The organism is Falsiroseomonas oryzae (genome assembly GCF_027856955.1).
In the GTDB taxonomy this organism is placed as follows: domain Bacteria; phylum Pseudomonadota; class Alphaproteobacteria; order Acetobacterales; family Acetobacteraceae; genus Falsiroseomonas; species Falsiroseomonas oryzae.
Map to the genome: position 1 here is coordinate 50,840 of NZ_JAPSMD010000003.1, position 17,175 is coordinate 68,014.

Genomic DNA, 17,175 nt, shown 5'->3' on the forward strand with positions numbered 1-17,175 from the left:
AAGCGGCCGGGTTAGCGGCTGGTACCCGCGAACCCGGCCTGACCAGACACGGAGCCTCAGGAGCCCAGTGCATGGCTGAGATTGCTAGTAACACAACTAACGGCCGCGGAGCGGGCGGATCGGCGATTGTCCCAACTGACGCCCTTCTCTCGGATAAGGGCGCAAGCGCTGGAGGCTGGCGAGAACGCGACCTGTCGGTCCTGCTCCATGGCACAGCTTCCCAGGGAAAGCGGGGACACGCACGCGCAACCCGGCTTGCCCGGCAGTTGGATGCCGGCCTCGTCGAGTTCGGCGGCACCGCCTTGGCTTGGCAGTTGCCTGTTCTGCCGGATCAGCGTGTGCGGACCCTGCTTGCAATGGCTGGCTCAACGGACGTCGCGGAAGGTCCGCAGCACGCGAGGTTGAAGCTCACCGCCCTGCTCCTCGGCTTGGCCGCCTTGCGCGCAGAGGAACGCCTCGTCATCGAGGCTACCATGAGCTACGGGCGCCGACCGGACCTCGCGATCATGCCGCAAGAAAATGGGGTGCCGGCGGTCTGCCTTGAGTGCGGTGCGACACCGGGCAACACGATCGCCGACCACTTGCGCCACGGCGTGGCTGCCGTCTGGGTGTTGCCTTTCGCGCTCAATGCAGAACCGGACGACCCGCTGCTTGTCTTCGACCTTCGCAGGACCGACGTGACGCGGCGTCCGACACCACGCTGTGCCGAACTCCGGCACGCGTGGAACCAGCTGCAGACCTCCTGACATGTCGCGGAAAGGAGAAGTGCAGATGGCTTTGCCTGTCGACCGGCCCCTGCTGACGACGGATGTTGTGCCGGCACTCGGGCTTGATCGCCCTGTGAAGGAACGGCTCCACAGCACACTGGAAGCCGCGTGGCTCCTGGGTCTTGACGGTGGCGGCTGGGCTGCCGTGCAGAACGACACAAGCGACGGTCCTCCGTCACTGCTTGGGCCATCGCAAGCCATCCTGCTGCGCTGGCTCGAGCGTTGGCCCCACGCAGTTCTTCGTCGCATGGGCGTCGCCAGTCCGAGAGAGCTATACCTCCAGCTGCAGGAGGCTGGGTGCGTGATCAGCCGCCGCAACTACGGCCTCGCTCTTGGCTGCGATGGTTCCGCCGGTTCGAGATGGCTGAATTCCAGCGACGAGAGCGCATCTCCGATCGTGCGCCGCATCTGCGCTTTCGTCTCCGGCGAGGGCGATCCGACGCAGATGACCGCACGCTGGTCCGACATCTACAAGTGTGCGGAGACCGAGGCCATCGCTCGTCGCGGATGCGGCCTGAAGTCGCTGAGGTCATGGTACGCCGAGCACGAGGCTGTCGTCCCACGGCAGAAAGGTTGCGCCGGTCTGAGGTGGGCGCAGCAGGTAGAGGCCGCTGACCACAGCTAGCCGCTGACCACGACGCAGCGGTGGCGGGCAGCCAACCGCCCCCTTGGCGGCAGGGCATAGCACTGACCCAGCCTGCCTGGGGCGCCAGCCGGCAGGCTTCGTCCGAGCCCCTGAGGTCTGGCCGCGACGGTCCGCCCTTGCAGCCGGACCGCCCCGCCGACTGCTTGCGTTCGGCCGCCCCACGGCAAGCTTCCCGGATGGGCGCGAGTTGTCCCGCGCCCATCGGTACGCACGACACCAATCGCGAACCTGACGAGGAAAGCAGCATGACTACCGACCTGGAAACGGCGGTGAACCTGGCGAAAGGTCCCGGATCCAGCTTCGGACCGGACGCTCTCGTGGCACGGCTCGGGGTCAACCGTCGCATCGCAAACGAATTGGCGCGGGAGGCGCAAAGGGCGATTGCTCTCCAAATGGCTGGGGAACGACTGAGGGCGCATGAGGCCTCCGGGGCGGACCGGGCGGCCGCAAGCCTGCTTGACGTCGTGATGACCGCACTCGGGGAGCTGACGCTCAAGCTGCAGGATCTACTGCAGGAGCGGCATGACGAAACGGGCCGTGCGCTGGCCGACGCTCGGCTTTCCGGACGTCGGGAAGCTGAAGCCGAACAGGCTATCCTCGTGCAGCGGAGCCAGGCAGACGCACAGACGGCACGTGACGACGCCGAAAGCGCGAAGGCCAGGACATTGGAACTGGAGCAGGAGCTCCGGCAGGCCCAGCATGAGCGCAACGAAGCTCTGGCCCGGTGCGAGCGGCTTGGCGCCGAGCTGGCCTTGCGCGGGTCACGGGAAGATGCGCTTCAAGCCGAACTCGATGCCTGCCGGGCGGCGGGCGTTTCGCGGGACCACGCCGTCCTTCAGGAGTTGCGCGAGCATGAACGGCTCCGAGGCGAACTTTCCGCGCGTACCGACCAGGTGGCAGCAGCACATGAGCAGATCAGGGTGCTGCAGGAAGCGCTCATCAGCATTGGATCCAGGCAGGGTCACCCAAGCGCTGCCACGAGCAAGACCCAAGCAGGACCGCTACGGCGGGCCAGAAAGGGTGGCGGCGCCGCTCCCCATTCGGGTACCCGCACCGCCAGGACCATGGGTGACGGCCGTCCGCTGGATCAGCCGCCATCACCACAATCGTGCTGAGCCATCCGAGGCGGCTGCATCGGGGGCGAGCGCCTGCTGACCCGTACCCGGCAGACCTCTTCCGGTGCAGGCACTGGAAGGCATGGCTCACCATCGGGCCCGAACGTCAGTTCTGCACGCGACCTGCGGGCGTAGTGGACGTAGGCGGTGCGACTGCTGGCATGGCCCATCAACGCGGCGACCTCCGCGGCAGACCGAGCGCACTTCGCGTTGGCCGCGTACTGATGCCGCGCGCTGTAGAGACCGATGATGGCTTTGCGCCGGGGCCATATCAGCCGATTGACCTTGTAGAGGAGGTCGGAACAGGACGCGTGCAAGCGGCGAAAGCCTGTGACGCCCTCGATCTGGATGGCCTTGAGCAACTCCGAAGCCGCATCCAGTTGCTGCGGCAGCAGGTGACCAAGATTGAGGGTCCTCGTGGCACCATGCGCGCGGCCATTGGTTGCCTTTGCGTTGCGCACCTTGAGGAGTGGATCGCCGCTCGGCGATTGAAGCAACTCGGCGTCCCGCCATTCCACCGGCCGGAGCCCGGTAGCGTGCCCGGCGATCAACCAACAGATCAGGACACGTGCGATGCGGGAGGTCTTCGCCTGTTCGCTGAGCTTCCGCAGCAGTTTGGCGAGATCATTCTGCTTGATCCCTTTGGCTCGCGGTGCTCGCCGTGGCGTCGACAAGGAAGGCGGCGGCGGGGCATCTCGTATCATGCGCTCTGCCTGTCGCGCCGACGCCGCACCCGACAGGTCCAGGCCAGCAAGCGCCGCCTGGCGCACTTTCCGCCAATAGGCGGGCCGCATCCTGGCGCGCTCCACAACGACCCATTCTGCGAACCCGAGGTGGTCGTCGTGGCCAACTCCGACTTCTGCTGCCCTGTCGCGCAGCGCGTGGTAGCGGCAGAGGTACTCCTGCTGCGTGAGCCAGGTTCGCGTTGGCTTCGCAGTGTGATCGGTCTCGGTCAGCCCCGCCGCGCACCGTTCGTCTACTGTCGCGTTCCAGCGGTTCCCGGCTGTGGCGGTTTGAAGCGTTCCAGCGGTTGCGCCACCGCGATCGCGCCCTTCCGGGCATGCATGCTGTATAGCCATGGTCTCCAGCTCTCCTCCACGTCACCCGGCGTGGGCGACATCCATGGCTGATGGTGAGACAGGCGTCGGAAACTCCACGCTGATGCTCGGCCCTGGGTTGCCCAGGCACGCCGAAGCACTACGATGTGCACATGGAAGTCACACCGTGTCAGCTGCGTGCTGCCAGGGCGTTGCTAGGCTGGTCACAGCGCGAACTGGCCGAGAGGGCCGTGATGGCTCGCGCAACCGTCGCCGAAGCCGAGCGGGACGGCGGCCGCATATCGCGCATGATGCTGCAGGCGCTCGTCGACACACTGCAGAAGGAAGGGATCACCTTCGTCTCCGCCTCAGGCGCGGCGTGTGTCTGCCTCAGGGCGCCCACCACCTAGCCTCTCAAGTATTGGGCGCGTGCCACACCTGCCCTTGCGATGGGCCGGCTTGGCGGCAACTTGGACCAACGGCCGACTATTGTGGCGAGCCGTTTGTCGAGCGGCATCTCCGAGTGGGCCATGCCTGCTCGACGTGTTTCGAAAACCCGCCTGCCGCCGGATCGACGCCAGACTACGACGCGTGCCTGCGGCGATCGAGGTCAGCGGCCGTCCAAGGTGTTCAACGCGACGCTCGAGGGAGATCTGGCTGGGTTGCTCGGCGATGAGCCACTGCCGGACGAGGTCTCCCTCCTGATGCACTGTCTCGCCCGCGAGATCGCAGAGATCGTCGACGATGCCGGATGACGTAGCGTCGTGACACTCGGACGCGCGGTCGGCGGGCGCCTCGCGGTGCGAAATCCGAGAGTGACCAGTCGGCGTACTGGTGCTCGGCTGGCTCGATCTTTTCAGGCCCAGTCTTCGTGACGGTTGATGGACACAGGATCAGATGCGGAAGACATCAAAGCTCCCCCTCGCCTCAGACGTGGTCATCGGCAAAGGCCCAGACGGTACCGTTCGTGTCGCCCTGTACGTGCGGGTGTCCACAGGGCGCCAAGCAGCGGGGGAACTGTCTGTGCCGGACCAGATCGCTCGCATGACGGAGTACTGCGAGGCAAAGGGCTGGAAGGTCGTCGCGATCTACACCGAAGCCGCGACGGCGACCGACTACAACCGGCCGGAGTTCACCAAGCTCATCGATACTGCGACAGCGCTGCCCCGCCCATACGAAGTCGTCGCTGTGCACTCATACAGCCGGATCGCCCGCGATAGCGTAGCGAACGAGCTTGCCCACAGGCAGTTGGCCAAGGTGGGTGCGCGAATGATCTCGATCACGCAGAATGTCGGTCAGGGCACAACGGGTGAACTGACGCGCAAGATCATCGCCGTTTTCGACGAATTCCAATCGCACGAAAACTCGAAGCATACGCACCGAACCATGCTGGAGAATGCGCGGCAAGGCTATTTCAACGGATCGATCGCTCCGTTCGGGTTCCACGCCAATGCGGTCGGCAAGAAGGGCGCGCGGGTCAAGAAAATTCTCGATATCGACGAAGATGAAGCGAGCATCGTGAGGCGCGCCTATGCCATGTGCCTCGGTCGTGAAGGGGAGCCACTAGGCCTAAAGCGGATCGTGGAGCGTCTCCACGGCGAAGGCCTGAAGTTTCGTGGTAAGCGCTTCACGACCTCGAATGTATATAGAATTTTGACGTCCGAGGTCTATGCTGGAACGCTCTGGTACAATCGGATCTGCGCGCGCACAGGAGTTCTGCGTCCCCGGGAAGAGTGGGTGGCAGTCTCAGTGCCACCTACCGTGTCGAAGGAGGACTTCGACCGGGTGCAGGAGGTCCTCGCTTCTCGCGCCCCGAAAAAGACCCCGCCTCGCATCACGAGCAGCCCAGTCCTTCTGACCGGGCTGGCAACATGCGCGACCTGTGGCGGAGGCATGACCCTGCGTACCGGCAAGTCGGGCCGCTACCGGTACTATACCTGCGCCTCAGCGGCGCATTCCGGGAAGGCCGTCTGTCCGGGGCGCTCCCTCCCCATGGACGGCCTTGACCAAGCTGTCGTCGACGTCCTGGCCGACGCTGTTCTCAAGCCAGAGCGCCTGAGCAGGATCCTCGAGGCCTACCTTGCCCGGAGCGCAGAGGGGGACGTCGCTCGGCGCGAGCGCTTGGCGCGGGCCCGCAAGGACGCGACAGGGGCGGTCGGCACCAAGGCCCGCCTCATGAAGCTCGTCGCCGCGGGGGCCGTCGAACCCGATGATCCGCAGCTGGCGGAGGAGCTCCGCAACACAGAGGCGCGCCGACGCCGGGCGGAGGAGGAGATCGCACTTCTCGAAACAGAAGGGCTTCAGGCGAAGCCTCAGAATATCACACCGGCCAAGATCGAGCGGCTCGGAATGGCCATCCGCGAGGCGCTCCGGACGGGCACACCGGAGTTCAGGCGGGCCTACGTCAGGCTGTTCGTCCGGCAGGTCGTCGTCGGTGACACGGAGATCAAGGTATCCGGCCCCACCGCAGCTCTGGCTGGCGCCGTGGCGCGTCACCGCCCTCAGTCGACTGCCGACTCAGGTTCTCAGTTTCATGCGGAGTGGCGTAGGAAAGGGAACCCACGCCAACCGTTCTCTGAGGCGACCCCGACAGTCATTCGTGTAGCTTGAGCCCACGGGCGGTGAAAGCATAAAACTTGCGCTAACACCCGACCTCGCGACGTCGGCGTCAGCACTGCACGATCGGCGAAGGGAGGTGCATCACGCCGCCTCGGCGGAGCGGGTGCGGAGACGCTACAGCTGCACCAGCAGGCGTGTGAGTGACGGCGGCGCCGCAGTCGCACCCCGCATCGGTTCCGGCGCGCAAATGAGCGCCGTCAACGCGTCTACCCTGAATTCGCGCGGAGTACAGCCGAATCGGCGGCGGAACGCGCGGGCGAAGGCGCCGGCGTCGAAGAAGCCGACGCTGATGGCGATCTCCGCAATTGAGCGGATATCGTCCCGCGCGGCCAGCGACCGATGCGCCTTCCGCATCCTGGCCTCGAGGATATATGCCGCGACGCCGCCGAAAGGCTCGAACAGTCTGTAGAGCGTTGCGCGCGAGATGGCCTGCGTGCGGCAGAGCCATTCCGCGTCGAGACGGGCAGAACCTAGGTTCTCCTCGATGACGCGCCTGAGCTGCGCCAGCCGCAGCACGGACGTCCCGCTGGCGAGCAGCGGCGTGGTTCCGGCGGCCATGGCAGCGGCGGCGGCGATCAGGCCGCGGCAGGCAGCTGCGAGCGCCAGCGCCTCGGATCGCGGCATCGTCTCCAGCTCCGTAGTAAGCATCGCGGCGGTGGCGCCGAGGAGGCGCGCCGAGGTGCCGAGCATCGGCCTGCCGCGTGCCGCGTCCAAGACCCCTGCAATGTCGGGAAAGGCATCTCGCGGCAGGAACATGGACACCCAATCGCCGCCTGGCCGCACGAACTCGACCGGCTCATGCATCGCGACGATGAAGGGGACGCCGGCGGGGATGACGACGGATGCATCCCCGAGGCGCGCGCGCGTCACCGTGTGGGGGTGCACCAGCAACAGCCAGTGGTCCAGCGCATCCCGCCGCAGCCGTTGCGGCGTGCGGACCCATTCAAGGCCCGGAGCGCGGCCGTGCTGCACGGCGATCCGGCCGATGTGCCATGTGCGCTGCCGGGTCGCGAAGCCGGCGCGCGCCAATGGGCCCGGCACGCGGTCCACGATGCCACCCTGGGTGTCGCAGAACGCCTCGAACTGCTGCTCCGGCGGCAGCGCCTCCGTCGAGACCTCGATCATCGGCAGGAGATCGGAGGCTTGCAGGCCTGTCGCCGCGCCCATCTTCCCTATCCCGGACTGCGGGGTTTTCCCCGGATTGCGCCTGCACACCATCCGATGCGATCGGTTCCCGCAACAGAAAAGGAGACCTTCACATTATTGTCAGCCTGACCGTCGGCGGCCCTCCGCGAGCACTGCACGGACGGCTGCGACGTCCAATTGTCTCAAGAAGTTGGCACCACTTCTCGCACCTGAGCGCCATCCGTCGCACGCAGCCAACGCACCGTCCCGCCGCGAGACTTCGTTGTGGATCGCCAGCCATGCGCAACGTCATCCTCGTCCTAGCAATTCTACGGAGGGACGCATGGGGGCTTCGAACCCGAAGATTCACGCCTGCCAAGTTAGGACAGACGCGAAGCCCCTGTTGCGCCTGCCCCTTCCCGATAATGCAAAGCAGCCGCCCTGCTCGGCAGCCGCCGCTGGGCTGCGCTGTCGCCAGCACCGGCGCTCGACGCCGGCGACGACTCCGCACATGGCCGCCGCAATTCGTGTGCTGGTCTGGCAGGACGCGGAGCGCCGTCGCATCGCGCGGGAGCTGCACGACACTACCGTGCAGGACATCGCCGCCGCCGTCGTTGAGCTGGACGACGTCACGGGCGGGCGCTCCCCTACGCGCGGCGACTGTGCGATCGTTCGCGCCCGGACGCTGCTGACTCGGTCGCTCGAGGATCTGCGCACGCTCTCCTACACGCTGCATCCGCCGCTACTCGACGAATGCGGCTTCGCCACCGCGCTTGAAACCCTTGCTGAGGGCTTCGCCCGGCGACGGGGGCTCGCCTGCCATATCGCGCTCGACCGGGACGCGGCGCGCGCCGTGCCGACCGAGATGGGCGTGGCGCTGATTCGCGTTGCGCAGGAAGCCTTCGTCAATGCCCACCGCCACGGCCGGGCGACCCGGCTTACGCTCCGCTTCCGCGCGCTGCCCAGGGGGGGCGTGGAGCTGCGCATCGCCGACAACGGAACCGGCTTCGCCGCGCGCCAGCAGGACAAGGCCGCGACCGGCGTCGGCATCCCCGGCATGCAGGCCCGCATGCGCCAGCTCGGCGGGCGGCTGCGCATACGCTCCGGCAGCAGCGGGACACATGTGGTAGCGGAGATGCCGCTCGCGGGGATCCCGCGATCCCCGCGCTGGTAATGTCCCCGCCTGCGACCGGGGTGATTCCGAATGTCGCCCCACCGGCGCCGGCGATAGCGTCTGCGGCGATGAAGGGCGGTCGCGAGTACCGCAAGGCGATGGTGCGCATCCTGCTGGCCGATGACCACGAGGTGGTGCGCCAAGGGCTGCGCCACCTCCTCGAACGCCCCGCCGGCTGGGCGATCTGCGGGGAGGCCGCGACCGGCCGCGAGGCCGTGGCGATGGCTGCGGAGCTGAAGCCCGACGTGGCCGTGCTGGATGTCGCCATGCCGGACCTGAACGGGCTAGACGCCACGCGCCAGATCCGTAAGGCAAGCCCGCGCACCGAGGTGCTGGCCTTTACCATGCACGAATCCGAGGCTCTGGTGCGCGAGGCGCTGGCGGCCGGCGCCAAGGGCTACCTGCTGAAGTCGGATGCCGGCCTGCACATCGTCGCCGCCGTCGAGGCGCTGGCGTCTGGCAAGACCTACTTCAACGCGAAGGTATCGGCGACGATCGTCGAGGGCTTCTTGCGCGCGGCCGCCGCCAACGCACCGCGGGCCGAGCGGCAACTGACGTCGCGCGAGCGCGAGGTGATGCAGCTCCTCGCCGAAGGGTGCAGCAACAAGGAAGTCGCGACCCGCCTCTCCATCAGCCTCAAGACGGCGGAAGCGCATCGCGGCGCAATCATGCGCAAGCTCGAGGCGCGTTCGCTGGCGGACATCGTTCGCTACGCGATGCGCAACGGGATCACGCCCCCCTGACGATAGGGCGTTCCCTGTGCGACCCCGGGGAGTTTGCCCGATAGGGCCACCGCCCCTGGCGCACCCACACTGGCGCGGCGCGCGTCTCCGCGAGTGCGGCGCGGCGCAAGCTCCGAGCCGGAAGGGAGACCATCACATGTCGCTCCGCCACGCGCACTGGCGCACCCCGCTGCGGGTCGCGGCCATCGCCCTGACGGCCGCGCTCTCGCTCGGCGCCTGCCAGTCCGCCGTCCCGGCGGTGAACCAGCCGCTTCCGCGCGATGCGGCAGGACGCCCTGACTACGCGCGCAACTACGGCTTCGGCTCCTTCCCGCAGCACCGAGAGACGACGGGCAGTGAGCTGATGGTGCTGCTTGCATTTTCCGGCGGCGGCAAGCGTTCGGCGGCCTTCGCCCATGGCGTGCTACGCGGTCTGCGTACCGTGTCGGTGCGCGGCCTCGGCGGCACGAACGGGCGGCCGATGCTGAGCGAGGTCCACTACATCGCCTCGGTCTCCGGCGGCAGCTTCCCAGCCGCGCATTACGGGCTCTATCGCGACCGCAGCTTCGACACCTTCCCCGAAGAGTTCCTGCACCGCGACATTGAGGCCTACATCTACGGCATGTTCCTGCTCCCGTGGAACTGGCGCTGGATGGTGGACGACGCCTACGGCACCAACGACCGGATGGCGGAGGTGTACGACGCGCTGATGTTCCGGGGCGCGACCTTCGCTGACCTCGCGCGGCGCGGGCCGCCGCTGATCTCGATCAACGCGACCGAGATTGGAACCGGCCTCGTCTTTCCCTTCCAGGGGACGCTGTTTGGCCTGCTCTGCTCGGACATGACCGCCTATCCGCTGGCGCGCGCGGTCGCCGCCAGCAACGGCTTCCCGGTCCTGTTCTCGGCGATCACGCTGCAGAGCCATGCCCGGGAGTGTGGCGACGCGCGGCCGCCGGTGGCGCCGCAGGCTGACCTTGCGGCTCCGCGGTCCGAGACGTCGCGCCGCGCGCAGCTCGCGCGCGTGGCGCAGCGGCTGTCGGATTCCGAGCGCACGCGCTGGGTGCACCTGATGGATGGGGGCATCGCCGACAACCTGGCCCTGCGGGGCCTGCTCAACATCCTCATCACGCTGGACGACGGGAACGAGTTGTTCCGCGCCGCCGCGCTCCGTACGCGGCGGATCGTCGTGCTCAGCGCCGATGGGCAGGCGGCGGCCGACCCGACGCTCAGCCAGCAGCGCAGCGTCGGCGGGCTTGGGCAGCTCTTCTCGGCGGTCTCCGGCACCCAGATCGACGCCTACAACTTCGAGACGCTGGCGCTCGCTGAGGCGCAGGTAGATGCGCTGGTACGTCGCTTCCGCGCGGTGCGCTGCGCGGAAGCAGCGATCATCGGCGGCCATCCCTGCGACGATGTGCGGGGCGAACTGGTGCACGTCTCGCTCTCCGGCATCGAGGATCCGGAACTGCGCCAGCGCATGCAGTCCATCCCGACGGGGCTCACCATCCCACGCAATGACGTGGATGAGCTCGTCGCAGCGGGAGAGCGCCTGACTGCGACGCACCCGGTGCTGCGGGAGATGGCGACCGACACCTCCGCCGCAGCCGCGCGGCCAGCTCCGGCGCCGCGCCGCGCTCGCCCCGGCGGCGGCGTCGCCGCATCCGCGCGATGACGTGCCGCCGCGTGGATTCCGGCCGTGGCGTAGGTGATGCCGGCCGAGGGCATGGGGAGTCCACCCAATAGGCGCTCCCAGGTCCCGCTGCCTAGCTTCGGCGGCGAGGCTGCAGGGCGCGGCAGGGCGCGCCCGGTGCGACAGCAGGGATGGGGAGTGAGAGCGCATGGCCACGCGTGACGCCGCCACGACGGACGGATCTCGCATAGACCACTTCTTCTCCACCCCCGCCGCGCGCGCCGACCGCTGGCGCGACCTTGCCGGGGTCGCGCAGCGCTGGTCGGCCGGCCAGGTGGCGCGCACGGCGGTCGAGGCGGCCTTCCGCCAGGTGGAGCTGCACGAGGAATTTCATGCCTATCCGGGCAGCCGGCTCGTCGCCGCGCTGCGCGAAAAGCTGGCGGGCGACGGCGGCGCCGCCGCCTTCGCCGCGCTGGTCCGGCGCGTCTCCTCGGCAATCATCTCGCGTGCCTACAAGCACGACGACGGGCTTTGGGAGGCCACTGAGGATGCGCCGGAGCCCGCCGACCGCCTGCCGCCCACGCTCGGCCACGGCCAGGCGCGGCGGCCCTATTTCGAGCTGCTGGTGGTTTCCCCGGTGTCGGCCGCGCGCTGGCCGGCGATCTCGGCCGAGATGCGCCGCCTTCGCCGTCCGGAGGATCCCTATGCCTACGAGGCGGTGCCGGTTGGCAGTTTCGAGGACGCGATCTGCGCCGCCGTGCTCAACCCGGACATCGCAGCCGTCGCGATCTATGAAGGGTTTCCCTACCAGTCGCGCCACGACGCCCCGCTGCTGCGCCAGATCCTGCAGAGCCATGACGGCGCCGCTGGCGACGAGGCGGAGACGGCGATCCTGCTGGCCGACGCGCTGAAGCGCATCCGGCCGGAGCTTGACATCTACCTGCTGTCCGACCGGCGGGTGGAGAAGCTGGCCGGCGACCCGCGTTCGAACTGCATCCGCCGCATCTTCTACGAGGTGGAGGAGCCACTGGAGTTGCACCTCGCGATCCTGGAAGGCGTGCGCGACCGGCACCAGACGCCGTTCTTCGACAACCTGAAGACCTATGCGCAGCGGCCGATCGGCACCTTCCACGCCCTACCCATCGCGCGCGGCAAGTCGGTGTTCAAGTCCGACTGGATACGCGACATGGGCGAGTTCTACGGGATCAACCTGTTCCTCGCCGAGAGCAGCGCGACCACGGGCGGCCTCGACAGCCTGCTGGAGCCGACGGGCAACATCAAGAAGGCGCAGGAGCTGGCGGCACGCGCCTTCGGCGCGGACTACGTCTTCTTCGTCACCAACGGCACCTCGACCAGCAACAAGATGGTGCACCAGGCGCTGGTCCAGCCGGGCGACATCGTCATCCTCGACCGCAACTGCCACAAGTCGCACCACTATGGCCTGGTGCTGGCCGGCGGGCAGCCGCTCTACGTCGAGGCCTATCCGATGACCGCCTACTCAATGTACGGCGCCGTCCCGCTGCGCACGATCAAGCAGGCGCTGCTCGACCTGCGCGACGAGGGGCGGCTCGACCGGGTGCGGATGGTGGACCTGACCAACTGCACCTTCGACGGCCACGTGTACAACACCCGCCGCGTCATGGAGGAGTGCCTGGCGATCAAGCCGGACGTCGTCTTCCTGTGGGACGAGGCGTGGTTCGGCTTCGCGCACTGGTCGCCCTTCCTGCGGCCGCGCACCGCGATGGGGGCGGCGGCCGACATCCAGCGCTGGCTGCGCGACCCGGCCTCGGTGGCGGCCTACGAGAAGCAGCGCGCGGAGCTCGGCGAGAGCCCGTCGCGAGAGACGCTGCTGAAGACGCGGCTGATCCCCGACCCGCGCAGGGTGCGGCTGCGGGTTTACCAGACCAACTCGACGCACAAATCCATGTCGGCGATCCGCCAGGGCTCGATGGTGTTGGTGAAGGACGTGGACTTCGCGACGGTGGAGGCGCAGTTTCACGAGGCGATCTTCACCCACGCTTCCACCAGCCCGAACCAGCAGCTCATCGCCGGGCTCGACGTCGCGCGCCGGCAGATGGAGCTGGAGGGCTACGGGCTGGTGATGAACGCGATCGAGATCGCGCTCGCCATCCGCGCCGAGGTGAACGGCCATCCGCTGATCTCGAAGTACTTCCGCGTGCTCGGCGCCGACGATATGGTCCCGGCCGAGTACCGCGCGAGCGGCTTCAACGACTACCTCGCGCCTGACACGACCTGGGCGACGGCGCTGAGAAGCCTGCGGGAGGACGAGTTCTGCCTCGATCCCACGCGCATGACGCTGGTCTGCGGCACGGCGGCCTTCGACGGCACGCAGTTCAAGGGGCTGCTGGCCAGCGACTACTCCATCCAGATCAACAAGACCTCGCGCAACTCGGTACTGCTGCAGTCCAACATCAACAACACCCGCAGCGACGTCGCCCACCTGATCCGCGTGCTGCTGGAGATCAGCCAGAAGATCGAGGACCGCCTTGCCCGCGGCGGCGAGGCGGAGCGCGAGGCCTTCGCGAAGCGCGTCAGGTCCTTGATGACGGACGTGCCCGACCTGCCGAACTTCAGCCGCTTCCACGACGCCTTCCGCGGCGATGCCGGCGACCGCACCACGGAAGGCGACATGCGGAGTGCCTTCTACGGCGCCTACCGGCCCGAGCTGTGCGAGTACATCCCGCTCGCCAGCGCGGAGATCGACAGGCGCCTGAAGGAGGGTCCGGAGCTCGTCTCCGCCAACTTCGTCATCCCCTACCCGCCCGGCTTCCCGATCATGGTGCCCGGCCAGGTCATCACGCGGGAGACCATCGACTTCATGCGCAAGCTCGATGTGAAAGAGATCCACGGCTACGAATCGGCGAAGGGCCTGAAGCTGCTGAAGCCGGATGCTATCTCGGCCCGCGCGCGCGGCACGACGCCGCAGCGCGCGGCGGCCGAGTGAGGCGACCCGCGCCATGCACGCCTTCTTCGAATTTCTCTCACAGAACCCCTACATCTTGCTGTTCCTGACCGTCGGCCTTGCGGTCTGGCTAGGCCGGCAGTCCATCGCGGGCTACGGGCTCGGCATGGTCGCCGCGGCGATCATCGTCGGCTGCGGGCTGGCGGTCGCCGCCTCGGCCTTCGGGGTCACGCTGCAGCTCGACAACTTCACCAAGAGCCTCTTCTACTATCTGTTCATGTACGGGGTCGGCCTGCGCGTCGGGCCTTCCTTCGTCAACAGCCTGGGCGGCGACGGCATCAAGTTCACCTTCCTCGCGCTGGTGAGCTGCGTGCTCGGCCTCGGCATCACCGTTGCGGGGTCGGTCATCTTCGACCTGCCGGTCGGCGCGGCGGGCGGCATCCTCGCCGGCTCGCAGACCATGTCTGCGGCGATCGGCTCGGCCGAGCAGGCGGTGGCGGCCGGCGCGATCACGCTGCCACCAGGCACGACGGCTGAGCAGGTCAGCGCGATGATCGCGCTCTCCTATGGCATCAGCTACATCTGGGGCACGGTCGGCATCATCCTGATCACCAAATACCTGCCGCAATGGTGGGGCGTGGACGCCCGCGCAGCCGCCCGGGAATACGAGGCCGAGCACGGCGTCGCCAGCGGCGACACGCCGACGCTGAGCGGCTGGACACGAGCAGGGCTGCGCGCCTACCGGCTCGAGAACCCGACATGGTCAGGCCGCACGGTCGGCGAGCTGCTGCGGGAGAACCCGGAGTACCGCGTGCTGAACGTACTGCGGGACGGTGCGGCGGTGGGCGCCGGCGCGGATGTGGTGCTGCGGCCGGGTGACGTGATCGCGCTCGGCGGCGCGCGGGAGACGCTGACGGAGAAGATGGGCCTGGTCGGTCCGGAGGTCTCTGACCGCGTCGCGCTCGACATCCCGCTCGACCGCGCCGAGATCCTGGTGACGAACAGGGAGGTCGTCGGGCGTGAACTGGTCAGCTTCCGCGACAGCGAGGCGGCGAACCAGGTCCAGCTCCTCGGCATCGAGCGCGGCGGTCATCCGCTTCCGATCGCGCGCAATACGAAGCTGCAACGCATGGACGTGCTCTCGGTCGTCGGGCTGCGCGGCGCGATGGACCAGGCAGGCAACTTGTTCGGCCGCATCGTGCGGCCGAGTACCGCGACCGACCTGCTGACGCTCTCGGCCGGCATGATCCTCGGCTTCCTGATCGGGCTGATCGAGTTCCCGGCCTTCGGTGCCTCGGTCGGCCTCGGCAACGCGGGCGGGCTGCTGGTGGCGGGCGTCATCGTCTCCTCCGTCGCCTCGCGGCTGCGCTTCTTCGGCAACACGCCGAGCGCCGCGCGCAACGTGCTGGAGGATCTCGGCCTCGTCGTCTTCGTGGCGATCGTCGGCATCAATGCCGGCGCTTCGCTGCTGGCGCAGCTCACCGGCATGCTGGCGCTCAAGATCTTCGTGGTCGGCTTCGTCGCCTGCTCGATCCCGCCGGTCGTGGTCTGGGCGATCGGCTACCACGTGTTCCGGATGAACGCCGCCGTGCTGATGGGCGGCGTGGCGGGCGCGCGCAGCCATTCGGGGCCCTGCCGCGAGGCCGCGGTCTCGATCCAGAGCAACGTGCCCTGGATCGGCTTCCCGGTGGGCTACGCGGTCTCCGGCGTGCTGCTCACCGTGTTTGGCTACTTCGCCATGATCCTCGCCTACTGACGTGCCGGACGAAGGGCGCATCACCGATCCCGGCCGCGCCGGGACCCGGCCGCCGGAGGAGGGGACACCTCCGGCCGCCACCCCGCCCGGGCCGCCGGTGCCTCCTCCCGCCAGGCGGTCGGGGCGCGGGATCGGCCTCGTGCTGGTCCTGCTGTTCGTCCTGGTGCTCGCGCTGCACGTGCTGCTCGACCGCGTCGCGCCCTACACCTCGGAGGCGACGCTGCAGGCGCCCGTGGTCGGCTTGGCGCCGGAGGTCTCGGGCGACATCGTGGACGTCGCGGTGCGCGACAACCAGCCGGTGCGCGCGGGCGACGTGCTGTTCCACCTAGACCGGAGCCGTTTCGCCGCGGCGGTCGAGCAGGCGGAGGCGAACCTCGCCAGTGCCAGCCAGAGCGTCGGCGCCAGCACGGCTGCGCTCTCGGCCGCCGAGGCGCAGGTGCTGGAGGCGCGCGCGAACCTGGTCAACACGCGCGAGCAGTCGGCGCGCGTCATGCAGCTCGTCGAGCGGCGGGTCTATGCGGAAGCCCAGGCCGACCGCGCCCGCGCGCAGCTCGCCTCCGCCCAGGCCTCCGTGCAACGTGCCGAGGCGGATCTCGAGGAAGCGCGCCGCCGCCTTGGACCTGGCGGGGCCGACAACCCGCAGATCCGCGCGGCGCTCGCGCAGCTCCAGCGCGCGCGGATCGACCTGGCCTCGACCGAGGTGCGCGCGCCGGTGGACGGCTTCCTGACCAACACGGTGCTTGCCCCCGGCCAGTTCGCCAACGCGGGCCGCACCATCGCGACAATCATTGACACGGAAAGCGCCTGGGTGGTCGCCAACCTGCCGGAGAACGCGCTCGGCAACATCCGCCCCGGCGACCGCGCCGAGATCACCTTCAACGTCGCGCCGGGGCGCATCGTTACCGGCCGCGTCGAGAGCATCGCGGCGGGCGTGACGCAGGAGATCGGCGGCGCGCAGCCCGGCCTCGCCCGCGTGCCGGAGCGGCGGCGCTGGCTGCGCGACACCCAGCGCATCCCCGTGAGGATCGAGCTGCTCAGCCGCGACGACATCCCGGCCTTCCGCGTCGGCTCCCGGGCGAACGTTATCGTTATCACGCAGGACGCCGGCCCCGTCGCGGCGCTTGCGCGGCTGTGGCTGCGTGTCGTGGCGACGGCGAACTATGCCTTCTGATGCGCGGGAGGCGCTGCGGATCGCGCTCGGCTTCAGCGGCGCCTTCGTGATCGCCGAGGCGGCCGAAATCCAGCTCACCTTCATCGCGCCGCTGGTGGCCGGCACGCTTTCCGCGGGCGCACCGCCGCCGCTGCCCGTGCTCGCCGCGCTGCCCGTTATCGCCTGGGTCGCCGCCTTCATGGCGGGCTTCGCCCTGCAGGCGCTACATGGTATGCCGGTAGTGCTGTGCATCGTCCTGTTCGCCATCTTCGCCGCGGCCTTCCGACTCTGCGCGAATGAGCGGCTGGCGCCGATCGGCCTGATCTTCCTCGTCCTTTGCGCGATCATCCCCGATGCGATGATCCGCGCGCCGGCACTGGCGGAGGACGCGGCGCGCTGGTGCGCAGGTAACGTCCTCTCCGCCTCGGTTGCGGTGGCGCTGGCCGGCCTGTTGCTGCCGCCGCGCGGCGCCGCGGCCAGGCCGCGCCTGCTCGAACCGCCGGTCAGCGCGCCC

15 protein-coding genes are annotated in these 17,175 nt (G+C 68.5%); 13 read left to right on the plus strand and 2 right to left on the minus strand.

Annotation, left to right across the window (positions count from 1 at the left end; all coding sequences use genetic code 11):
• The first annotated feature begins 266 nt into the window (after positions 1-266).
• From OZN99_RS01035 to OZN99_RS01045, 3 genes are all read left to right on the plus strand, one after another.
• Positions 267-746, plus strand: coding sequence for a hypothetical protein (locus OZN99_RS01035; RefSeq protein WP_270933300.1), 480 nt, complete (start codon positions 267-269; stop codon positions 744-746).
• Between the two features lie 25 nt (positions 747-771).
• Positions 772-1,392 carry a hypothetical protein gene (locus tag OZN99_RS01040; RefSeq protein WP_270933301.1) on the plus strand — a complete coding sequence of 207 codons (621 nt, stop codon included), beginning with the start codon at positions 772-774 and terminating at the stop codon, positions 1,390-1,392.
• A gap of 266 nt (positions 1,393-1,658) precedes the next feature.
• Positions 1,659-2,528 (plus strand): coiled-coil domain-containing protein, encoded by an 870-nt coding sequence (locus tag OZN99_RS01045; protein WP_270933302.1) that lies wholly within the window; start codon positions 1,659-1,661, stop codon positions 2,526-2,528.
• On the opposite strand, the gene OZN99_RS01050 is transcribed toward OZN99_RS01045, so the two are convergent.
• A complete protein-coding gene (locus OZN99_RS01050; protein ID WP_270933303.1) occupies positions 2,501-3,607 on the minus strand; it encodes a hypothetical protein in 1,107 nt (368 codons plus the stop codon). The two genes, OZN99_RS01045 and OZN99_RS01050, sit on opposite strands and share 28 nt — an antisense overlap.
• A 131-nt stretch (positions 3,608-3,738) precedes the next feature.
• Between OZN99_RS01050 and OZN99_RS01055 the strand changes: the two genes are divergently transcribed.
• The 3 genes from OZN99_RS01055 to OZN99_RS01065 all read left to right on the plus strand — a co-directional run bounded on the left by OZN99_RS01055 (position 3,739) and on the right by OZN99_RS01065 (position 6,175).
• Positions 3,739-3,975, plus strand: a complete 237-nt coding sequence (locus tag OZN99_RS01055; protein WP_270933304.1) for a helix-turn-helix domain-containing protein — start codon at positions 3,739-3,741, stop codon at positions 3,973-3,975.
• A gap of 216 nt (positions 3,976-4,191) precedes the next feature.
• Positions 4,192-4,320 (plus strand): hypothetical protein, encoded by a 129-nt coding sequence (locus OZN99_RS01060; protein WP_270933305.1) that lies wholly within the window; start codon positions 4,192-4,194, stop codon positions 4,318-4,320.
• A 142-nt stretch (positions 4,321-4,462) separates the two neighbouring features.
• A complete protein-coding gene (locus tag OZN99_RS01065; RefSeq protein WP_270933306.1) occupies positions 4,463-6,175 on the plus strand; it encodes a recombinase family protein in 1,713 nt (570 codons plus the stop codon).
• Positions 6,176-6,298: 123 nt separating this feature from the next.
• On the opposite strand, the gene OZN99_RS01070 is transcribed toward OZN99_RS01065, so the two are convergent.
• Positions 6,299-7,351, minus strand: coding sequence for a helix-turn-helix domain-containing protein (locus OZN99_RS01070; protein WP_270933307.1), 1,053 nt, complete (start codon positions 7,349-7,351; stop codon positions 6,299-6,301).
• A gap of 469 nt (positions 7,352-7,820) precedes the next feature.
• Here OZN99_RS01070 and OZN99_RS01075 point away from each other — a divergent pair, with 469 nt between their 5' ends.
• From OZN99_RS01075 to OZN99_RS01105, 7 genes are all read left to right on the plus strand, one after another.
• Entirely contained in the window at positions 7,821-8,483 is a 663-nt protein-coding gene (locus OZN99_RS01075; protein ID WP_270933308.1) for a sensor histidine kinase, read from the plus strand.
• A gap of 98 nt (positions 8,484-8,581) precedes the next feature.
• A complete protein-coding gene (locus OZN99_RS01080; protein WP_270933309.1) occupies positions 8,582-9,226 on the plus strand; it encodes a response regulator in 645 nt (214 codons plus the stop codon).
• 136 nt (positions 9,227-9,362) lie between these two features.
• A complete protein-coding gene (locus OZN99_RS01085; protein WP_270933310.1) occupies positions 9,363-10,874 on the plus strand; it encodes a patatin-like phospholipase family protein in 1,512 nt (503 codons plus the stop codon).
• A gap of 166 nt (positions 10,875-11,040) precedes the next feature.
• On the plus strand, positions 11,041-13,797 hold the full coding sequence (locus OZN99_RS01090) for an ornithine decarboxylase (protein WP_270933311.1): 2,757 nt from the start codon (positions 11,041-11,043) through the stop codon (positions 13,795-13,797).
• Positions 13,798-13,810: 13 nt separating this feature from the next.
• Positions 13,811-15,511 carry an aspartate:alanine exchanger family transporter gene (locus tag OZN99_RS01095; protein WP_270933312.1) on the plus strand — a complete coding sequence of 567 codons (1,701 nt, stop codon included), beginning with the start codon at positions 13,811-13,813 and terminating at the stop codon, positions 15,509-15,511.
• A 139-nt stretch (positions 15,512-15,650) separates the two neighbouring features.
• Positions 15,651-16,682 carry an HlyD family secretion protein gene (locus tag OZN99_RS01100; protein WP_270933313.1) on the plus strand — a complete coding sequence of 344 codons (1,032 nt, stop codon included), beginning with the start codon at positions 15,651-15,653 and terminating at the stop codon, positions 16,680-16,682.
• A partial coding sequence (locus OZN99_RS01105; RefSeq protein WP_270933314.1) for a DUF2955 domain-containing protein occupies positions 16,672-17,175 on the plus strand: 504 nt, incomplete at its 3' end. The genes OZN99_RS01100 and OZN99_RS01105, both read left to right, overlap by 11 nt.

Excerpts from the sequence above, each read along its gene's own strand:
- OZN99_RS01095 (WP_270933312.1), top strand. The coding sequence starts at position 13,811 with ATGCACGCCTTCTTCGAATTTCTCTCACAGAACCCCTACATCTTGCTG.
- OZN99_RS01065 (WP_270933306.1), top strand. The coding sequence starts at position 4,463 with ATGCGGAAGACATCAAAGCTCCCCCTCGCCTCAGACGTGGTCATCGGC.
- OZN99_RS01040 (WP_270933301.1), top strand. The coding sequence starts at position 772 with ATGGCTTTGCCTGTCGACCGGCCCCTGCTGACGACGGATGTTGTGCCG.
- OZN99_RS01045 (WP_270933302.1), top strand. The coding sequence starts at position 1,659 with ATGACTACCGACCTGGAAACGGCGGTGAACCTGGCGAAAGGTCCCGGA.
- OZN99_RS01070 (WP_270933307.1), bottom strand. The coding sequence starts at position 7,351 with ATGGGCGCGGCGACAGGCCTGCAAGCCTCCGATCTCCTGCCGATGATC.
- OZN99_RS01085 (WP_270933310.1), top strand. The coding sequence starts at position 9,363 with ATGTCGCTCCGCCACGCGCACTGGCGCACCCCGCTGCGGGTCGCGGCC.
- OZN99_RS01090 (WP_270933311.1), top strand. The coding sequence starts at position 11,041 with ATGGCCACGCGTGACGCCGCCACGACGGACGGATCTCGCATAGACCAC.
- OZN99_RS01080 (WP_270933309.1), top strand. The coding sequence starts at position 8,582 with ATGGTGCGCATCCTGCTGGCCGATGACCACGAGGTGGTGCGCCAAGGG.
- OZN99_RS01050 (WP_270933303.1), bottom strand. The coding sequence starts at position 3,607 with ATGGCTATACAGCATGCATGCCCGGAAGGGCGCGATCGCGGTGGCGCA.
- OZN99_RS01055 (WP_270933304.1), top strand. The coding sequence starts at position 3,739 with ATGGAAGTCACACCGTGTCAGCTGCGTGCTGCCAGGGCGTTGCTAGGC.
- OZN99_RS01075 (WP_270933308.1), top strand. The coding sequence starts at position 7,821 with ATGGCCGCCGCAATTCGTGTGCTGGTCTGGCAGGACGCGGAGCGCCGT.